Here is a 12120-nt window from a genome sequence, read left to right on the forward strand (position 1 = left end):
CTTGTCCCCCTCTCTTTTGGAGAGGGGGCTAGGGGGTGAGGTGCCTCGCGGAGGGCGAAGTAAATTCTATTCTAATGCCCGACTACTCCACCCGCACCGCCCATATTCTCAGCCGCATTCACGAGCTGGCCGCCATCAGCGAAGACGCCACGGGCGCGACCGTGACGCGCCGGTTTGGCACGCCGGCTTTTCTAAAGGGCCGCGATTTGGTGCAGGGTTGGTTTGAGGCCGCCGGCCTCGAAACCCGCCTCGATGGCATCGGCAACCTGCGCGGGCGGCTCGCCAGCCGGCGGCCGAGGGCTAAGACGTTTGTGCTGGCCTCGCACATCGACACGGTGGTGAACGCCGGCAAATACGACGGGCCGCTGGGCGTGCTGATGGGGTTGGATTTGGTAGAAAGTATTATTCAGCAAGGGCTTGACTTACCGTTCCATCTGGAATTAATTGCTTTCAGCGACGAGGAAGGTGTGCGTTTTCACATCACCTACCTGGGCAGCAAGGTGGTAACGGGCGCCTTCGACCCGGCGCTGTTGCAGCGCATCGATGCCGACGGCATTACCCTAGCCCAGGCCATTGATGAGATGGGTGGCAACACCGCGCAGCTCGCCGCCGATGCCCTACCCCCCACCGAGTGGCTGGGCTACTTCGAGCTGCACATCGAGCAGGGGCCGGTGCTGTGGGAAAGCGGCGTGCCGGTGGCGCTGGTCACGGCCATTGCTGGGCAGCAGCGCATGGAGCTAACCTGGACGGGCATGGCCGGCCACGCTGGCACCGTGCCCATGCCCATGCGCCAGGATGCGCTAGCCGCCGCCTCCGAATTTGTGCTCGCCACCGAAGCCTTTGCGCTGGCCCACGGCCACGGGCTGGTGGCCACGGTGGGCCAGCTGCGCATTCCGTACTCGGCCAGCAACGTTATTCCGGGCCAGGTCATCCACAGCTTCGACCTGCGCAGCCCCGATGCCGACCAGCTCGCGGCGGCCTACGCCGGCATCCAGACGCAGGCCGAAGCCTTGGCCGCTCGGCGGGGGGTAGGGCTGACCTGGCAGCTGGTGCAGGCCACCGCGCCCGTGCAGTGCGACCATGAGCTGAACCGCCTGCTGGGCCAAGCCATCGCGGCCGGCGGCTACGAAGTGGTAGGCCTGGTGAGTGGCGCGGGCCACGACGCGGTGCCCGCCTCGGCCGTAGCGCCGGCCACAATGGCCTTTATTCGCTGCTACAAAGGCATCAGCCACAATCCGTTGGAGAACGTGGAAGCGGCCGATGTAGCGGCGGCGATGGCAGTGGCCGAGCGATTTTTGTTGGAATTAAAAGACGCGCATAACTAAGCCATTTGTCCTTGCGAGCGCAACGGAGTGGAGCGCGGCAATCCCCTCTAATTGTTGAGCTAGCATTCCTTGCGTGAAGGAAAAATTGCCGCGCTTCACTTCGTTGCGCTCGCAAAGACAACTGGTTTTCTTCCTACCCCCTTCCCTACCCCCACCTTATGCAACTAGGCTCGGCTACCCGCTCCGTAACCCGGCGCAACCACGCCATTATCGCGCCCGATGGCTACATCAACAGCAACGTGCCCGGCTGGACGGGCGGCACCGTCAACGTCATTATTAACGAGCAAATGGGCGCGCGGCTCTGCCAAACGCTCGTGACGCTCACCGAGGCCGGGCAGCTGACGGGCCGTACCGAGGCCAGCCAGATTTTCTTCTACGTGGTGCAGGGCCAGGTGCAGGCCACTATCGGCGACGATAGCCGGATACTGACGGCGGGCAAGTTCGTGTACGTGCCCGTGAGGCAGTCCTATGTTTTCAAAAACCCTACGGCTAACACGCAGATTCTCACCTTCCACAAGGTGTATGAGCCGCTGGCGGGCCACGCCGTGCCGGGCGTGCATTGGGGCGAAAAGGACGATAGCAAAGCGCCCATTTACCTGAACGACGAGGCGCTGCGCATCCAGGAATTGCTGCCCAATGAGCTGGATTTCGATATGGCCGTCAACATTTTCACTTACCAGCCCGGCGGCAACCTGCCGATGGTCGAGACGCACATTATGGAGCACGGCCTGCTCTACTTACAGGGCCAGGCCATCTATATGCTTGACCAGCAGTGGTACCCGGTGCAGAAGGGCGATGCTATCTGGATGGCCCCGTTCTGCCAGCAGTGGGCCGCTTCGATTGGCAAGGAGCCGTCGGTGTACATCTATTACAAGAACGTGAACCGCTTTCCAACGGTGGTATGACTTCCTTACCCGACCGGCTGGTAGCAGCGGTGGCCTGGTTGGAAATCGCCGCTTCGCCTACCCTTATTGGGGTAGCAGCGGGGAGCCTTTTGGCACCAGCGCTGGGCGGCGCGGTGGGGGTAGGTACCGGCGCGGCGGTGGCCGGCCTTGGCCTAATAGCCGGGATTAGACTGGCTGAGAAAGCCCGCCGCCAAACTGGCACCGTAGCCTTTATTTCACGCATTCGGGCGTATCCTGAGTTGCGCAAATTTTCTAGTCCAATGACCCTGCCTGACCTTAACGCCCTACCCTCCGGCACCCGTGCCGAGGTGCTGGTTACCTGCTGCGGGGCCACCGCCTGGGTCACCACCCTGAATCAGCAGTTTCCCTTCGCCTCGGCGGCGGCGCTCTACGAGGCGGCCGGGCGCACGTGGTACAACCTGACCGAGGCTGACTGGCGCGAGGCTTTTTTGCACCATCCAAAAATTGGGGATGTGGGCGCGCTGCGCGAGAAGTTTGCCAGCACGGCCACCTGGGCGGCGGGCGAGCAGGGCGCGGTGCGCAAGGCTTCGGATGACACGCTGGCGGCGCTGACGGCGGGCAATGCGGCTTATGAAGCCAAATTCGGCTACATCTTTATCGTGTGCGCCACGGGTAAGTCGGCGGCGGAGATGCTGGCGCTGCTGCAAGCTCGGCTGCCGCATAAGCCAGCTACTGAAATTCATATTGCGATGGGCGAGCAGGCTAAAATCACGCGCTTGCGTCTCGAAAAACTACTTGTATGAGCCAGCTTACCACCCACATTCTCGACACGACCAAGGGCCGGCCGGCGACCGGCGTTACCATCGCGTTATTTGAGCCGAATGGCGGCGAGTGGCTCGAAATTGCGCGCGGCGCTACTAACGCCGATGGTCGCATTCCCGATTTATTGCCCGAGGCTAAAATCCTGGCCACGGGGATGTATAAACTCAAATTTTTCACCCAGGATTATTTTGAGCGCGACGGGCTCGCCCATTTTTATCCCTTCGTGGAAATCTGCTTTACCGTGGCCGACGCGGCGCATTACCACGTGCCGCTGCTGCTTAATCCCTTCGGCTACAGCACGTACCGCGGCTCGTGAGCCGTAGCGCGAAGTTTCCACTTCGTGCGCGAGCAAAGCGAGCATGGTCGTTCGCGCCGCCCGGTTCCGCCTGCTCGCTGCGCTCGCGCACGAAGTGGAAACTTCGCGCTATTGTCTGTTTAATTCCTTCACTACCTCATGAAACTCAGCCTTCAGGACTCCGATAAAACCGCTTTGCTCGACCAGCTGGGCGAGGCCAACCTACACTTTCAGCATACCTACCCCGGCGACCGGCCCGACCGCCAGCCCGTGCACACCGTGTATGGCGGGGCCAACCTGTTCAAGGCTGATACCTGCGGGCGGATGGGCGAAATTGCCCTGCGCAACCTTCAAACTTACGCCTCCAACTTCGTGGAGCTGGCGCGGGTGCTGGCGCTGGCCGGCCACGAGCACCTGCCTACCCTCTCAACAGACATCCACGCCCTCACCGACTACCTCGACAAGCTGCCCGCCGACCAGCGCCGCCAGGAGCCCGCCTGGCTGGCCTACACGGTGTACAATAAAATTGTGCAGAAGCTCAAGACTGAGGCGGTCGAGGATTTTCGCATTGACTTTGAGGATGGCTTCGGCAACCGGCCCGACGCTGAGGAAGACGCCACCGCCGCGCAGGCCGCCCATGAGGTAGCCAAGGGTATGGCGGCTACTACCTTGTCGCCCTTCATCGGCATCCGCATCAAGCCCTTTACCGAAGACCTGAAGGCGCGCGGCGTGCGCACCCTCGACATCTTTCTGAGCACTTTGCTCGAAGCCACCGGCGGTGCCCTACCCCCCAACTTCGTCATCATGCTGCCCAAGGTGACGATACCGGAGCAGATGACCACAATGGTGCGCCTGCTGGAGCTGCTGGAAAAGGCTAATAGCCTAGCGCCCGGCACGTTAAAGATGGAAACGATGGTGGAGGCCACCCAGCTTGTGATGGACGATGAGGGCCGCAATCCCTTAATGCGCATCATCCGGGCCAGTGAGGGGCGCTGCATTGCGGCGCATTTCGGCACCTACGACTACACGGCCTCGGCCGGTATCACGGCCAAATATCAGACCATGGCGCATCCGGTGTGCGACTTTGCCCACCACATGACCAAGGTGGCACTGGGCGGCACCGGCATCTGGCTGAGCGACGGGGCCACCAACGTGATGCCCATTGGCCCGCACCGGGGTGATAACCTGAGCTTTGCGCAGCTACGCGAAAACCAGGAGGCCGTGCACAGCGGCTGGCGCCAGGCCTACCACCACACCACGCACTCGCTCATCAACGGCTTTTACCAGGGCTGGGACCTGAACCCCGCGCAGCTGCCCATGCGCTATGCGGCCACCTACCATTTCTTCCTCAGCGCCTACGAAAGCGCCGTGCACCGCCTCAAAACCTTCGTGGACCGGGCCGCGATTTCGACCCTCACCGGCGATATTTTCGACGACGCTGCTACCGGCCAGGGACTGCTCAATTTCTTTCTAAAAGCCCTGAACTGCGGCGCTATTTCGGAGGAAGACATCGTGCCCACTGGCCTCACGGTGGAGGAAATTAAAACCCGCTCGTTCTACCGCATTCTGGAGGGCCGCCGTCGTAAGGCATAGCAGCAGAGCGGAATAAGGTAACCACCAATCGTATATAATTCCGGCATTTATTATCCTGCCTCTTGGCCATCTGCCGCTGCTGGCCTATTGGCCAGAGAGTTGATTAGGAAGTAATTTTTACTGAAAATCAGGTAGTTGAATTATTTCAAAATTAAACATACTCATGGAAAGTTCACGCATAATGGGCACGGAATGAAGGAGTTACTGTCAACGATTGACCGGTTTGGGCCGTAAGCAAAACGTAGCTTGACAGCTTGTTCTTTCACTCCTTTTTCCTTTTCCAGATATGACCTTCGCTGACACATTCGTTCCGACCGCCGGGGAAGTGGGCATGCTATCCATGCTCACGTATTTTTTCATGACGTTCGCGGCCTACTGCTTTTTAGGCAACGTGATTTTTAGCTTTCTTACTAATCAGAGCGTAGCCCCCGAACACCGGATTTCGCGGGCTTACGGCGGGGTTATTTCCATTGTGGCGGGCGTGTCGTACCTGCTCATCACGCGGTTTTACCACGGGATGCTGCAAGACCTCACGCACCTGACTTCGCCCGAGGCGCGGGCGGCCCTCATCCGGCACAGCTACCAGGCCATCGGGCAGTATCGCTATATGGACTGGGCCGTGACTACCCCCCTGCTGCTGCTGAAGGCTTCGTCGATGCTGCGCATTCAGTTTAAGGAGGCAGCTACGGCCATCCTGGTGATGCTGCTGGCCGACCTATTTATGGTGGTGACGGGCTATATCGGGGAGCAGCAACTGACGGCAGATGGCGAAATTATTAACAGCGGCAAACTGCTGTGGGGCGCTGTTTCGACGGTAGGTTACGTGGTAGCTGTGGTGGCGCTGTACGGGCTATACAAGAAATTCGCGGCGCGGGCTACCGACACCGAGCGTTGGGGCTTTAAGTTCATCGGCATCACCACCGTTACGACCTGGGGCGTGTACCCGCTGGGCTACATGCTGACCATGACCAACATCGACCTGAATTACATCCACATCTCGTTCAGCATCTTCGACGTGTTCAACAAAGTAGGTATCTCGGTAGTAGCCTACCTGGTAGGTAAGCGCCTGCTCGATGAGCGCCTGAACGAGAAGAAGGTGCTCGATGGCTATGCCACGGCCTAGTTTGGCCGGTAGTCTGCGCCAGCCCACGGTGCGGCCCCAGCTATACTCCTACGGGGTAGTGCTGGTGGCCGTGGCCGTGGGCTGGCTGCTGCCGGGCGCGGCCAACTGGGTGCTGGGGCCGGTGCTGCTGCTGGGATTGGTACTGCTGGGCGTGGCCCACGGTGCCTGCGACCAGTACGTGGTGCCCGCCACGCACCCCGCGCTAGCCCACGACCGGGTACGCTACTGGGCGGTGTTTTTGGGTGGCTACCTGGGGCTGGCAGGGGGGGTAGGGCTGCTGTGGTGGTGGCAGCCGGCGCTGGCGGTAGCATTTTTCTTTGGCTTGTCGGCCTGGCACTGGGGCTCGGGCGATGCGCCGGCGGCGGCCCGCTACCGAGCGCAGTGGCTGGCGCACAGCCTGTTGCGCGGCGGGCTCATCTTTACGGTGCCGCTCTGGTTTTGGCCTGCTGAAACGCGTGCCCTTACTAACGGCCTGCTAGCTCTGGCTGGGGCCGCCCCGGTGAGCACAGCGGCTCTGCTAGCAGTAGCGCATTGGCTAGGACTACTGGTGCTGGCTGGCCACGCGCTGCTATGGGCTAGCTATTTGGCGACTAATCAGCGCCAGCTGGCCCTCACCGATATCCTGGAAGCGCTGCTACTCAGCTGCTTGCTGGCGGCGCTGCCACCGGTGCTGTCGGCGGGCGTATACTTCGTGTTCTGGCACAGCTTGCAGCACGTGCTGCGCATGAATGCCCTAATGGGCTACCCCCTGGCCGGGCACTCGCTGTGGGCCGGGCTGGGTTTCTTTCTAAGGCGCTCGGCACCACTGCTGGCCATTAGCGTGGCGGCGCTGGCGGTGCTTTATGGCTTGGCGTGGGCGCGAGCGGCGAGCGGGACGGTGCTCATCAGCCTGGCGCTGCTGGTGGCTTCGGTGGTGACCCTACCCCACGCGCTGCTTGTTACGCTGGGCCTGGACGCCGCTCGTTGGCGGGGGTAAGCGCGAGCCGGCAGTTCGTTATCGACAACCCTTGGCGGGTTAATTGCGTGTGGGGGATAGCAGCGCGGTAGCGCCCGCACTTTATCTTTTACCTCCAGTATGGATTTTTCAATTGCCTGGCAGCAAATCAACAACATCGGCCGCGAGTTCATGGCGCTGTTGCCCAACCTGATTTTCGGCTTTCTTGTATTTGTTGCCTTTTTGTTTGCTGCCCGCGGGGTGCGCTCGCTGGTTGAGCGCCTGACCCAGCACCGCAAAGACAGCCAAAGCCTGCGGGTGCTGCTGAGCCGCCTGGCCTACGTGGCCACGCTCATCATGGGCATTCTGGTCACGGTCACTATCATCGTTCCCAGCTTCACGCCGGCCAGCCTGGTAAGCGCGCTGGGGATTGGCGGCGTGGCCATCGGCTTCGCGTTTAAGGATATTTTTCAGAACTTCCTGGCTGGCGTATTGCTGCTACTCACAGAGCCGTTTCGCATCAACGACCAAATTCAGTACAAGGACTTTGAGGGCACTGTGGAGTCGATTCAAACCCGCGCCACTACCATCATGACTTACGATGGCCGCCGGGTAGTTATTCCGAACGCCGAGCTGTTTATCAATGCCGTCACCGTGAACACGGCCTACGATAAGCGCCGCTTGCAGTATGATATCGGCATTGGCTACAGCGACGACATTGCCACGGCCCGTAAGCTGATAATCGAAGCTCTACGCGGCATTGAGGGCGTGCTGACCGACCCCGCGCCCGAGGCGTTGGTCGTGGACCTGGCCGGCAGCAGCGTCAACATTCGGGCCCGCTGGTGGATAAACCCACCGCGCCGCGCCGACTTCATGGCGGCGCAGGACAAAGGGCTCGAAGCCATCAAAAATACGCTCACGGCCCACGGCATCGACCTACCCTTCCCAACCCAGCAAATCCTGCTGCACGACCAGACCGAGGCCACGGACGGCGACCGCAAAACTCAGCGTGAAGGCTGGCCCGCCGGTGAAGGCGACGTGCCCCAATCGCGCCAGCAACTACGCGAGACTGAAACCAGGCAGGCCACCGAAACCGCAAAAACCAAAACCACGCCGGTAGTAGAAGCGAAACAAGGCATCGTTACACCCGCTGCCTAGCCATTGGCTCGGCCACGAACTCGGGGTAGAGCGCGCAGAGTACGCGCTCAGGCGTCATGGGCGCGACGAGGGGTAGAGATAGACCGGGTTGAAATGCCCGCACGGCAGCGCGCAGGGCGAAGTACGCGCCGATGCCGTACATCAGCGGCGGCTCGCCCACGGCTTTGGAGCGCAGGATGGCATGGGGGTGGCCGGGCGTGTCGAGAAAGTGCACATCAAGTACCTGCGGCACCGAGTAGAGGTCGGGTATCTTGTAGCTGTTCAGCGAGTTGCTGAGCAGATGGCCTTCGTCGTTGTAGCTCACTTCTTCCAGCGTCATCCAGCCGATGCCCTGCACGGCACCGCCCTCAATCTGCCCGCGGTCGATGTCGGGGCTGAAGCTCTGGCCGAAATCGTGGGCAATCTGCACGTTATCAATGGTGTAGGTACCACGTAGGCAATCGACGGTGGTGGTGGTTAGGGCCGTACCGTAGACGTGGTAAGCGAAGGGGTAGCCGCTTTCGGTGCTGGCATCGAAGTGCACGCCGGGGGTAGCGTAGTGAGCATTTTCGGTGAGCGCCACGCGCCGCAAGAAGGCGCTGCTTACCAGCTTCTCCCAAGTGGTTTCGGCGGGAATACCGGCGGCCAGTACCTGCTCATTTTCGATGGTAATTCCTTCGTAATCAGTAGCAAACTCGGTGCTGGCGTGGCGCAGCAGGCGCTCGCGCAGGGCCTGGCAGGCTAGCTCAGTGGCCTTGCCGTTAAGGTCGGCGGTGGCGCTGGCGGCGCTAGGTGAGGTGTTGGCCACGCGGGTGGTGTTGGTGCTTTCAATTTTGATGCGATTAATCGAGATGCCCAGCGTGCGGGCCGCCACCTGCGCGATTTTGGTGTTCACGCCCTGGCCCATCTCCACCGCGCCCGTGCTGATGCCCACCGAGCCATCGGTGTAGATGTGCACCAGCGCCCGCGTCTGGTTCATAAACGTCTTGGTAAACGAGATGCCGAAGCAGATGGGCATCATTGCCAAGCCTTGCTTAAAGAGCTGATTCTCTTGATTGAACTTCGCTACGGCGGCGCGCTGACCGGCCAGGTCAAATAACTCGGCAGCCGTGTCCCAGGCCTGCTCGGCGTGGCACATTTCGGCTGGCTGGCGGTAGGGAAACGGGTCGCCCTCGCGCAAGAGATTCAGCCGCTGAATCTCGCTGGGCAGCACGCCCAGCGCCTCGGCCGCCTTAGTGATGGCCGACTCGATAACGAACATTCCCTGCGGCCCACCGAAGCCCCGGAAGGCCGTATTGGGCGGCAAATTGGTGCGGCACGAGTTGGCCGTGGCCGTCACGTTGGGGATGCGGTAGGCGTTGGTAGTATGGAAAAGCGTGCGCTCCAGCACGGCCGGCGAGAGGTCGGCGGCGGCCCCGGCATTCTGGTAATACGTGACCTCGTAGGCCAGGATTTTAAGGTCCGCGCTCAGCCCAATTTTGAAGTCGGATGAGTATGGGTGGCGCTTGCCGGTCATGCGCATGTCGGCCATGCGGTCGAGCACCAGCTTCACGGGTTTTTTAACCAAAAAAGCGCCTAGCGCGGCCAGGCACCCCCAGGGCGTGGCCTGGTCCTCCTTGCCGCCAAAGCCGCCGCCGAGGCGCGTCACGTCCACCTCAATCTGGTGCATACCAATGCCCAGCACCACGGCGCAGTGGCGCTGCACGGCCGTCGGCCCCTGGGTCGAAGAGATAATTTTGACCCCGCCCAGCTCGGTCGGGAAAGCGTAAGCACCCTGCGTTTCGATGTATAAATGCTCCTGCCCGCCACTCTCCGCTACCCCCCCAAACACGTGCGCACACTCGGCAAACGCGCCGGCCGAGTCGCCAATGCGAAACGTGCGCGGCGGCACAATCAGCTCGCCCTGCGCGGCGGCCTGGCGCGGGTCGGTGATGATGGACAGCGGCGTAATATCGGCTTTGATGAGCTTGAGCGCGGCGTGCGCCTGGGCCTCGGTGCGGGCCAGCACCAGCGCCACCGGCTGGCCCCGAAAGTGCACGTGGCCTTCGGCTAGCAGCGGCTCGTCGGGCACAATGCCACCGATTTGATTGCGGCCGGGAATGGCAGCGGCGGTGAGGATGCGCACTACGCCGGGCGCTTTTTTGGCGGCTTTCAGGTCCAGGCTGTTGAGCACGCCGTGGGCCAGCGGCGACTCATATACGGCCGCGTAAAGCGTGCCCTGCTGCTCGGGCACATCGTCGAGGTACTGCGATTCGCCGCGCACGTGGCGCTGGGGGTCGAGGTGGTTCATGGCTTGTAAAACGGAGTGGCACTCCGTTTCCGTAAGCGCCGGGCAAAGCAATAGAATAGGTTTTTGCGCCCTCATGGCGCGGACGATTAACGGAGTGCCACTCTGTATTTACAGCAACTCTGCCAGCGTCAGTTCCGGCGCGAAGCGCAGAAAATGCGCGAATAGCAACTGCCGCAGCAGCAGGCGCTTATAAGCCGCCGTGCCGCGCACATCGCCAATGGGACTCATTTCTGTCTGCATCACCTCATTGGCTCCTGCCACCGTTTCGGCCGATAACTCGCGGCCCAGCAGGTACTCGCCGGTGCGGCGCAGCAGCAGCGGCACCGGCCCTACCCCCCCAGCCGAGACGCGAGCGGCCGTAATTACGCCGTTTTCGAAGCGCAGCCAGGCGGCGGTATTCACGCTGGCAATGTCGAGGTGGGTTCGCTTGGAAACTTTCTCGAAGTTAAACAAGTCGCCGGCCTGCGGGGCGGGGAAGCTGATTTCGGTTACCTGCTCGTCGGCAGCTTTCGCCAGCTTTTTGTAGCCGAGGTACAGCTCGGCTAGCGGCAAAACCCGCCCTACCCCCCCGGCGGCGGCCAACGTCACGTCGGCACCCAGGGCCAAAAATAATATCGTTAAATCACCAATGGGCGAGGCGTTTACGAAATTACCGGCCATGGTGCCCATGTTGCGGATGGGCGTGCTCGACACCAGCTTGAGGTAGTCGGGCAGGCGCGGCAGTAGGGCGCACATCAACTCCGATTCCAGCAATTGGCTGGCCGTAGTGGCAGCGCCCAGTACCACGCGGCCGCCGTGCTGGCGCACGCTGCGCCGGCCGCTTTGGTCGAAGAGCAGGCGCACGGGCTGCTGGCGCAGCTCGTCGAGGCGCTGCACCAATAGGTCGGTGCCGCCGCTCAGGAGCGGATGCGTGGCGTGCGGGAATGCACTGGCGGCGTGGCCGTTCTGGCTTTGGGCGTGGCCGTTAGGTGAGGTCGATGCAGCGTAGCCGTTGGCAGCATGGCCGTTAGCAGGGGGGGTAGGCGCTGCCTCAGCGGCGGCCGTTTCGACGCGCAGGGCAGCCAGCCGGGCGGGCATTTCCTCGAAATAGGCGGGTACAAACTGTTTTTCGCTCAGCCACTTTACGCTGTTGGTGGTGGGGCGCTCGGCCAGCTCAGCGGTGAGGGCGGCGGCGGCGCGCTCCAGCGACTTGTAGCCGGTGCAGCGGCAGATATTGCCGTCGATGGCGGCGCGGGTATTGGTTTCGGTAGCCGGTTTCTCGCCCAGGCTGTGGCCGGTGAGCGACATCACGAAGCCCACGGTGCAGAAGCCGCACTGCGCACCGTGGTGGTCAACAATGGCCTGCTGCACCGGCGTGAGCTGGCCGCCGGCCCGGTTGATGCCCTCCACCGTGACTACGTGCTTGCCGTGCACGTTGCCGAGCGGCGTGAGGCAGCTCGTCATGCTCTGGTAGTTAATGCGTTGATTGCCTTCGGCCAGCTCGCCCACCAGCACGGTGCAGGCACCGCAGTCGCCCTCGCGGCAGCCGATTTTGGTGCCCATCAGGTGCTCGTGGTAGCGCACGAAGTCGAGTAGGGCGCTGGCGGCCGGCTCGGCGGTGTGGATGGGCTGGTCGTTGAGGTAAAAGGTAATCATAGCCGCAAGTGCTTATCCAAAGTGGACAAACGAATGGGTAAGATAACAGGCAGGCCAGCTTTTTCATAACGCGCAGCAGGCCAGCCAAAGGTAGTGCGAC

10 protein-coding genes are annotated in these 12120 nt (G+C 61.8%); 8 read left to right on the forward strand and 2 right to left on the reverse strand.

Going from position 1 to position 12120, the window contains the following annotated elements:
* Nucleotides 1-74: 74 nt before the first annotated feature.
* The 8 genes from LC531_RS14825 (at nucleotide 75) to LC531_RS14860 (ending at nucleotide 8116) form a co-directional block, all read left to right on the forward strand.
* Nucleotides 75-1325 carry a M20 family metallo-hydrolase gene (locus LC531_RS14825; protein WP_223651540.1) on the forward strand — a complete coding sequence of 417 codons (1251 nt, stop codon included), beginning with the start codon at nucleotides 75-77 and terminating at the stop codon, nucleotides 1323-1325.
* A 158-nt stretch (nucleotides 1326-1483) separates the two neighbouring features.
* Nucleotides 1484-2230 carry a (S)-ureidoglycine aminohydrolase gene (gene allE / locus LC531_RS14830; protein ID WP_223651541.1) on the forward strand — a complete coding sequence of 249 codons (747 nt, stop codon included), beginning with the start codon at nucleotides 1484-1486 and terminating at the stop codon, nucleotides 2228-2230.
* Nucleotides 2227-2994: a 2-oxo-4-hydroxy-4-carboxy-5-ureidoimidazoline decarboxylase gene (gene uraD, locus LC531_RS14835; protein WP_223651543.1), complete on the forward strand. Its 768-nt coding sequence runs from the start codon at nucleotides 2227-2229 to the stop codon at nucleotides 2992-2994. The genes allE and uraD overlap by 4 nt, the downstream gene beginning before the upstream one ends.
* Nucleotides 2991-3329 (forward strand): hydroxyisourate hydrolase, encoded by a 339-nt coding sequence (uraH, locus tag LC531_RS14840; RefSeq protein ID WP_223651545.1) that lies wholly within the window; start codon nucleotides 2991-2993, stop codon nucleotides 3327-3329. The genes uraD and uraH overlap by 4 nt, the downstream gene beginning before the upstream one ends.
* Before the next feature lie 138 nt (nucleotides 3330-3467).
* Complete coding sequence (locus LC531_RS14845; protein ID WP_223651547.1) at nucleotides 3468-4901, forward strand: DUF6986 family protein; 1434 nt, start codon at nucleotides 3468-3470, stop codon at nucleotides 4899-4901.
* A gap of 286 nt (nucleotides 4902-5187) precedes the next feature.
* Nucleotides 5188-6024 (forward strand): bacteriorhodopsin, encoded by an 837-nt coding sequence (locus tag LC531_RS14850; RefSeq protein WP_223651549.1) that lies wholly within the window; start codon nucleotides 5188-5190, stop codon nucleotides 6022-6024.
* Nucleotides 6011-7000 carry a Brp/Blh family beta-carotene 15,15'-dioxygenase gene (locus tag LC531_RS14855; RefSeq protein ID WP_223651551.1) on the forward strand — a complete coding sequence of 330 codons (990 nt, stop codon included), beginning with the start codon at nucleotides 6011-6013 and terminating at the stop codon, nucleotides 6998-7000. Before LC531_RS14850 ends, LC531_RS14855 begins: the two co-directional genes overlap by 14 nt.
* A 99-nt stretch (nucleotides 7001-7099) precedes the next feature.
* Nucleotides 7100-8116, forward strand: coding sequence for a mechanosensitive ion channel family protein (locus LC531_RS14860; protein ID WP_223651552.1), 1017 nt, complete (start codon nucleotides 7100-7102; stop codon nucleotides 8114-8116).
* On the opposite strand, the gene LC531_RS14865 is transcribed toward LC531_RS14860, so the two are convergent.
* Both LC531_RS14865 and LC531_RS14870 read right to left on the reverse strand, forming a co-directional pair.
* Nucleotides 8100-10385 (reverse strand): xanthine dehydrogenase molybdopterin binding subunit, encoded by a 2286-nt coding sequence (locus LC531_RS14865; RefSeq protein WP_223651554.1) that lies wholly within the window; start codon nucleotides 10383-10385, stop codon nucleotides 8100-8102. The genes LC531_RS14860 and LC531_RS14865 overlap by 17 nt on opposite strands.
* Nucleotides 10386-10493: 108 nt before the next feature.
* Nucleotides 10494-12020: an FAD binding domain-containing protein gene (locus LC531_RS14870; protein WP_223651555.1), complete on the reverse strand. Its 1527-nt coding sequence runs from the start codon at nucleotides 12018-12020 to the stop codon at nucleotides 10494-10496.
* Nucleotides 12021-12120 lie beyond the last annotated feature (100 nt).

It is taken from the genome of Hymenobacter psoromatis (genome assembly GCF_020012125.1).
Lineage (GTDB): Bacteria > Bacteroidota > Bacteroidia > Cytophagales > Hymenobacteraceae > Hymenobacter > Hymenobacter psoromatis.

What these genes read in the sequence shown, in the direction of transcription:
- LC531_RS14855 (WP_223651551.1), top strand. Translation starts at nt 6,011, where the DNA reads ATGCCACGGCCTAGTTTGGCCGGTAGTCTGCGCCAGCCCACGGTGCGG.
- uraH (WP_223651545.1), top strand. Translation starts at nt 2,991, where the DNA reads ATGAGCCAGCTTACCACCCACATTCTCGACACGACCAAGGGCCGGCCG.
- LC531_RS14845 (WP_223651547.1), top strand. Translation starts at nt 3,468, where the DNA reads ATGAAACTCAGCCTTCAGGACTCCGATAAAACCGCTTTGCTCGACCAG.
- LC531_RS14825 (WP_223651540.1), top strand. Translation starts at nt 75, where the DNA reads ATGCCCGACTACTCCACCCGCACCGCCCATATTCTCAGCCGCATTCAC.
- allE (WP_223651541.1), top strand. Translation starts at nt 1,484, where the DNA reads ATGCAACTAGGCTCGGCTACCCGCTCCGTAACCCGGCGCAACCACGCC.
- LC531_RS14865 (WP_223651554.1), bottom strand. Translation starts at nt 10,385, where the DNA reads ATGAACCACCTCGACCCCCAGCGCCACGTGCGCGGCGAATCGCAGTAC.
- uraD (WP_223651543.1), top strand. Translation starts at nt 2,227, where the DNA reads ATGACTTCCTTACCCGACCGGCTGGTAGCAGCGGTGGCCTGGTTGGAA.
- LC531_RS14870 (WP_223651555.1), bottom strand. Translation starts at nt 12,020, where the DNA reads ATGATTACCTTTTACCTCAACGACCAGCCCATCCACACCGCCGAGCCG.
- LC531_RS14850 (WP_223651549.1), top strand. Translation starts at nt 5,188, where the DNA reads ATGACCTTCGCTGACACATTCGTTCCGACCGCCGGGGAAGTGGGCATG.
- LC531_RS14860 (WP_223651552.1), top strand. Translation starts at nt 7,100, where the DNA reads ATGGATTTTTCAATTGCCTGGCAGCAAATCAACAACATCGGCCGCGAG.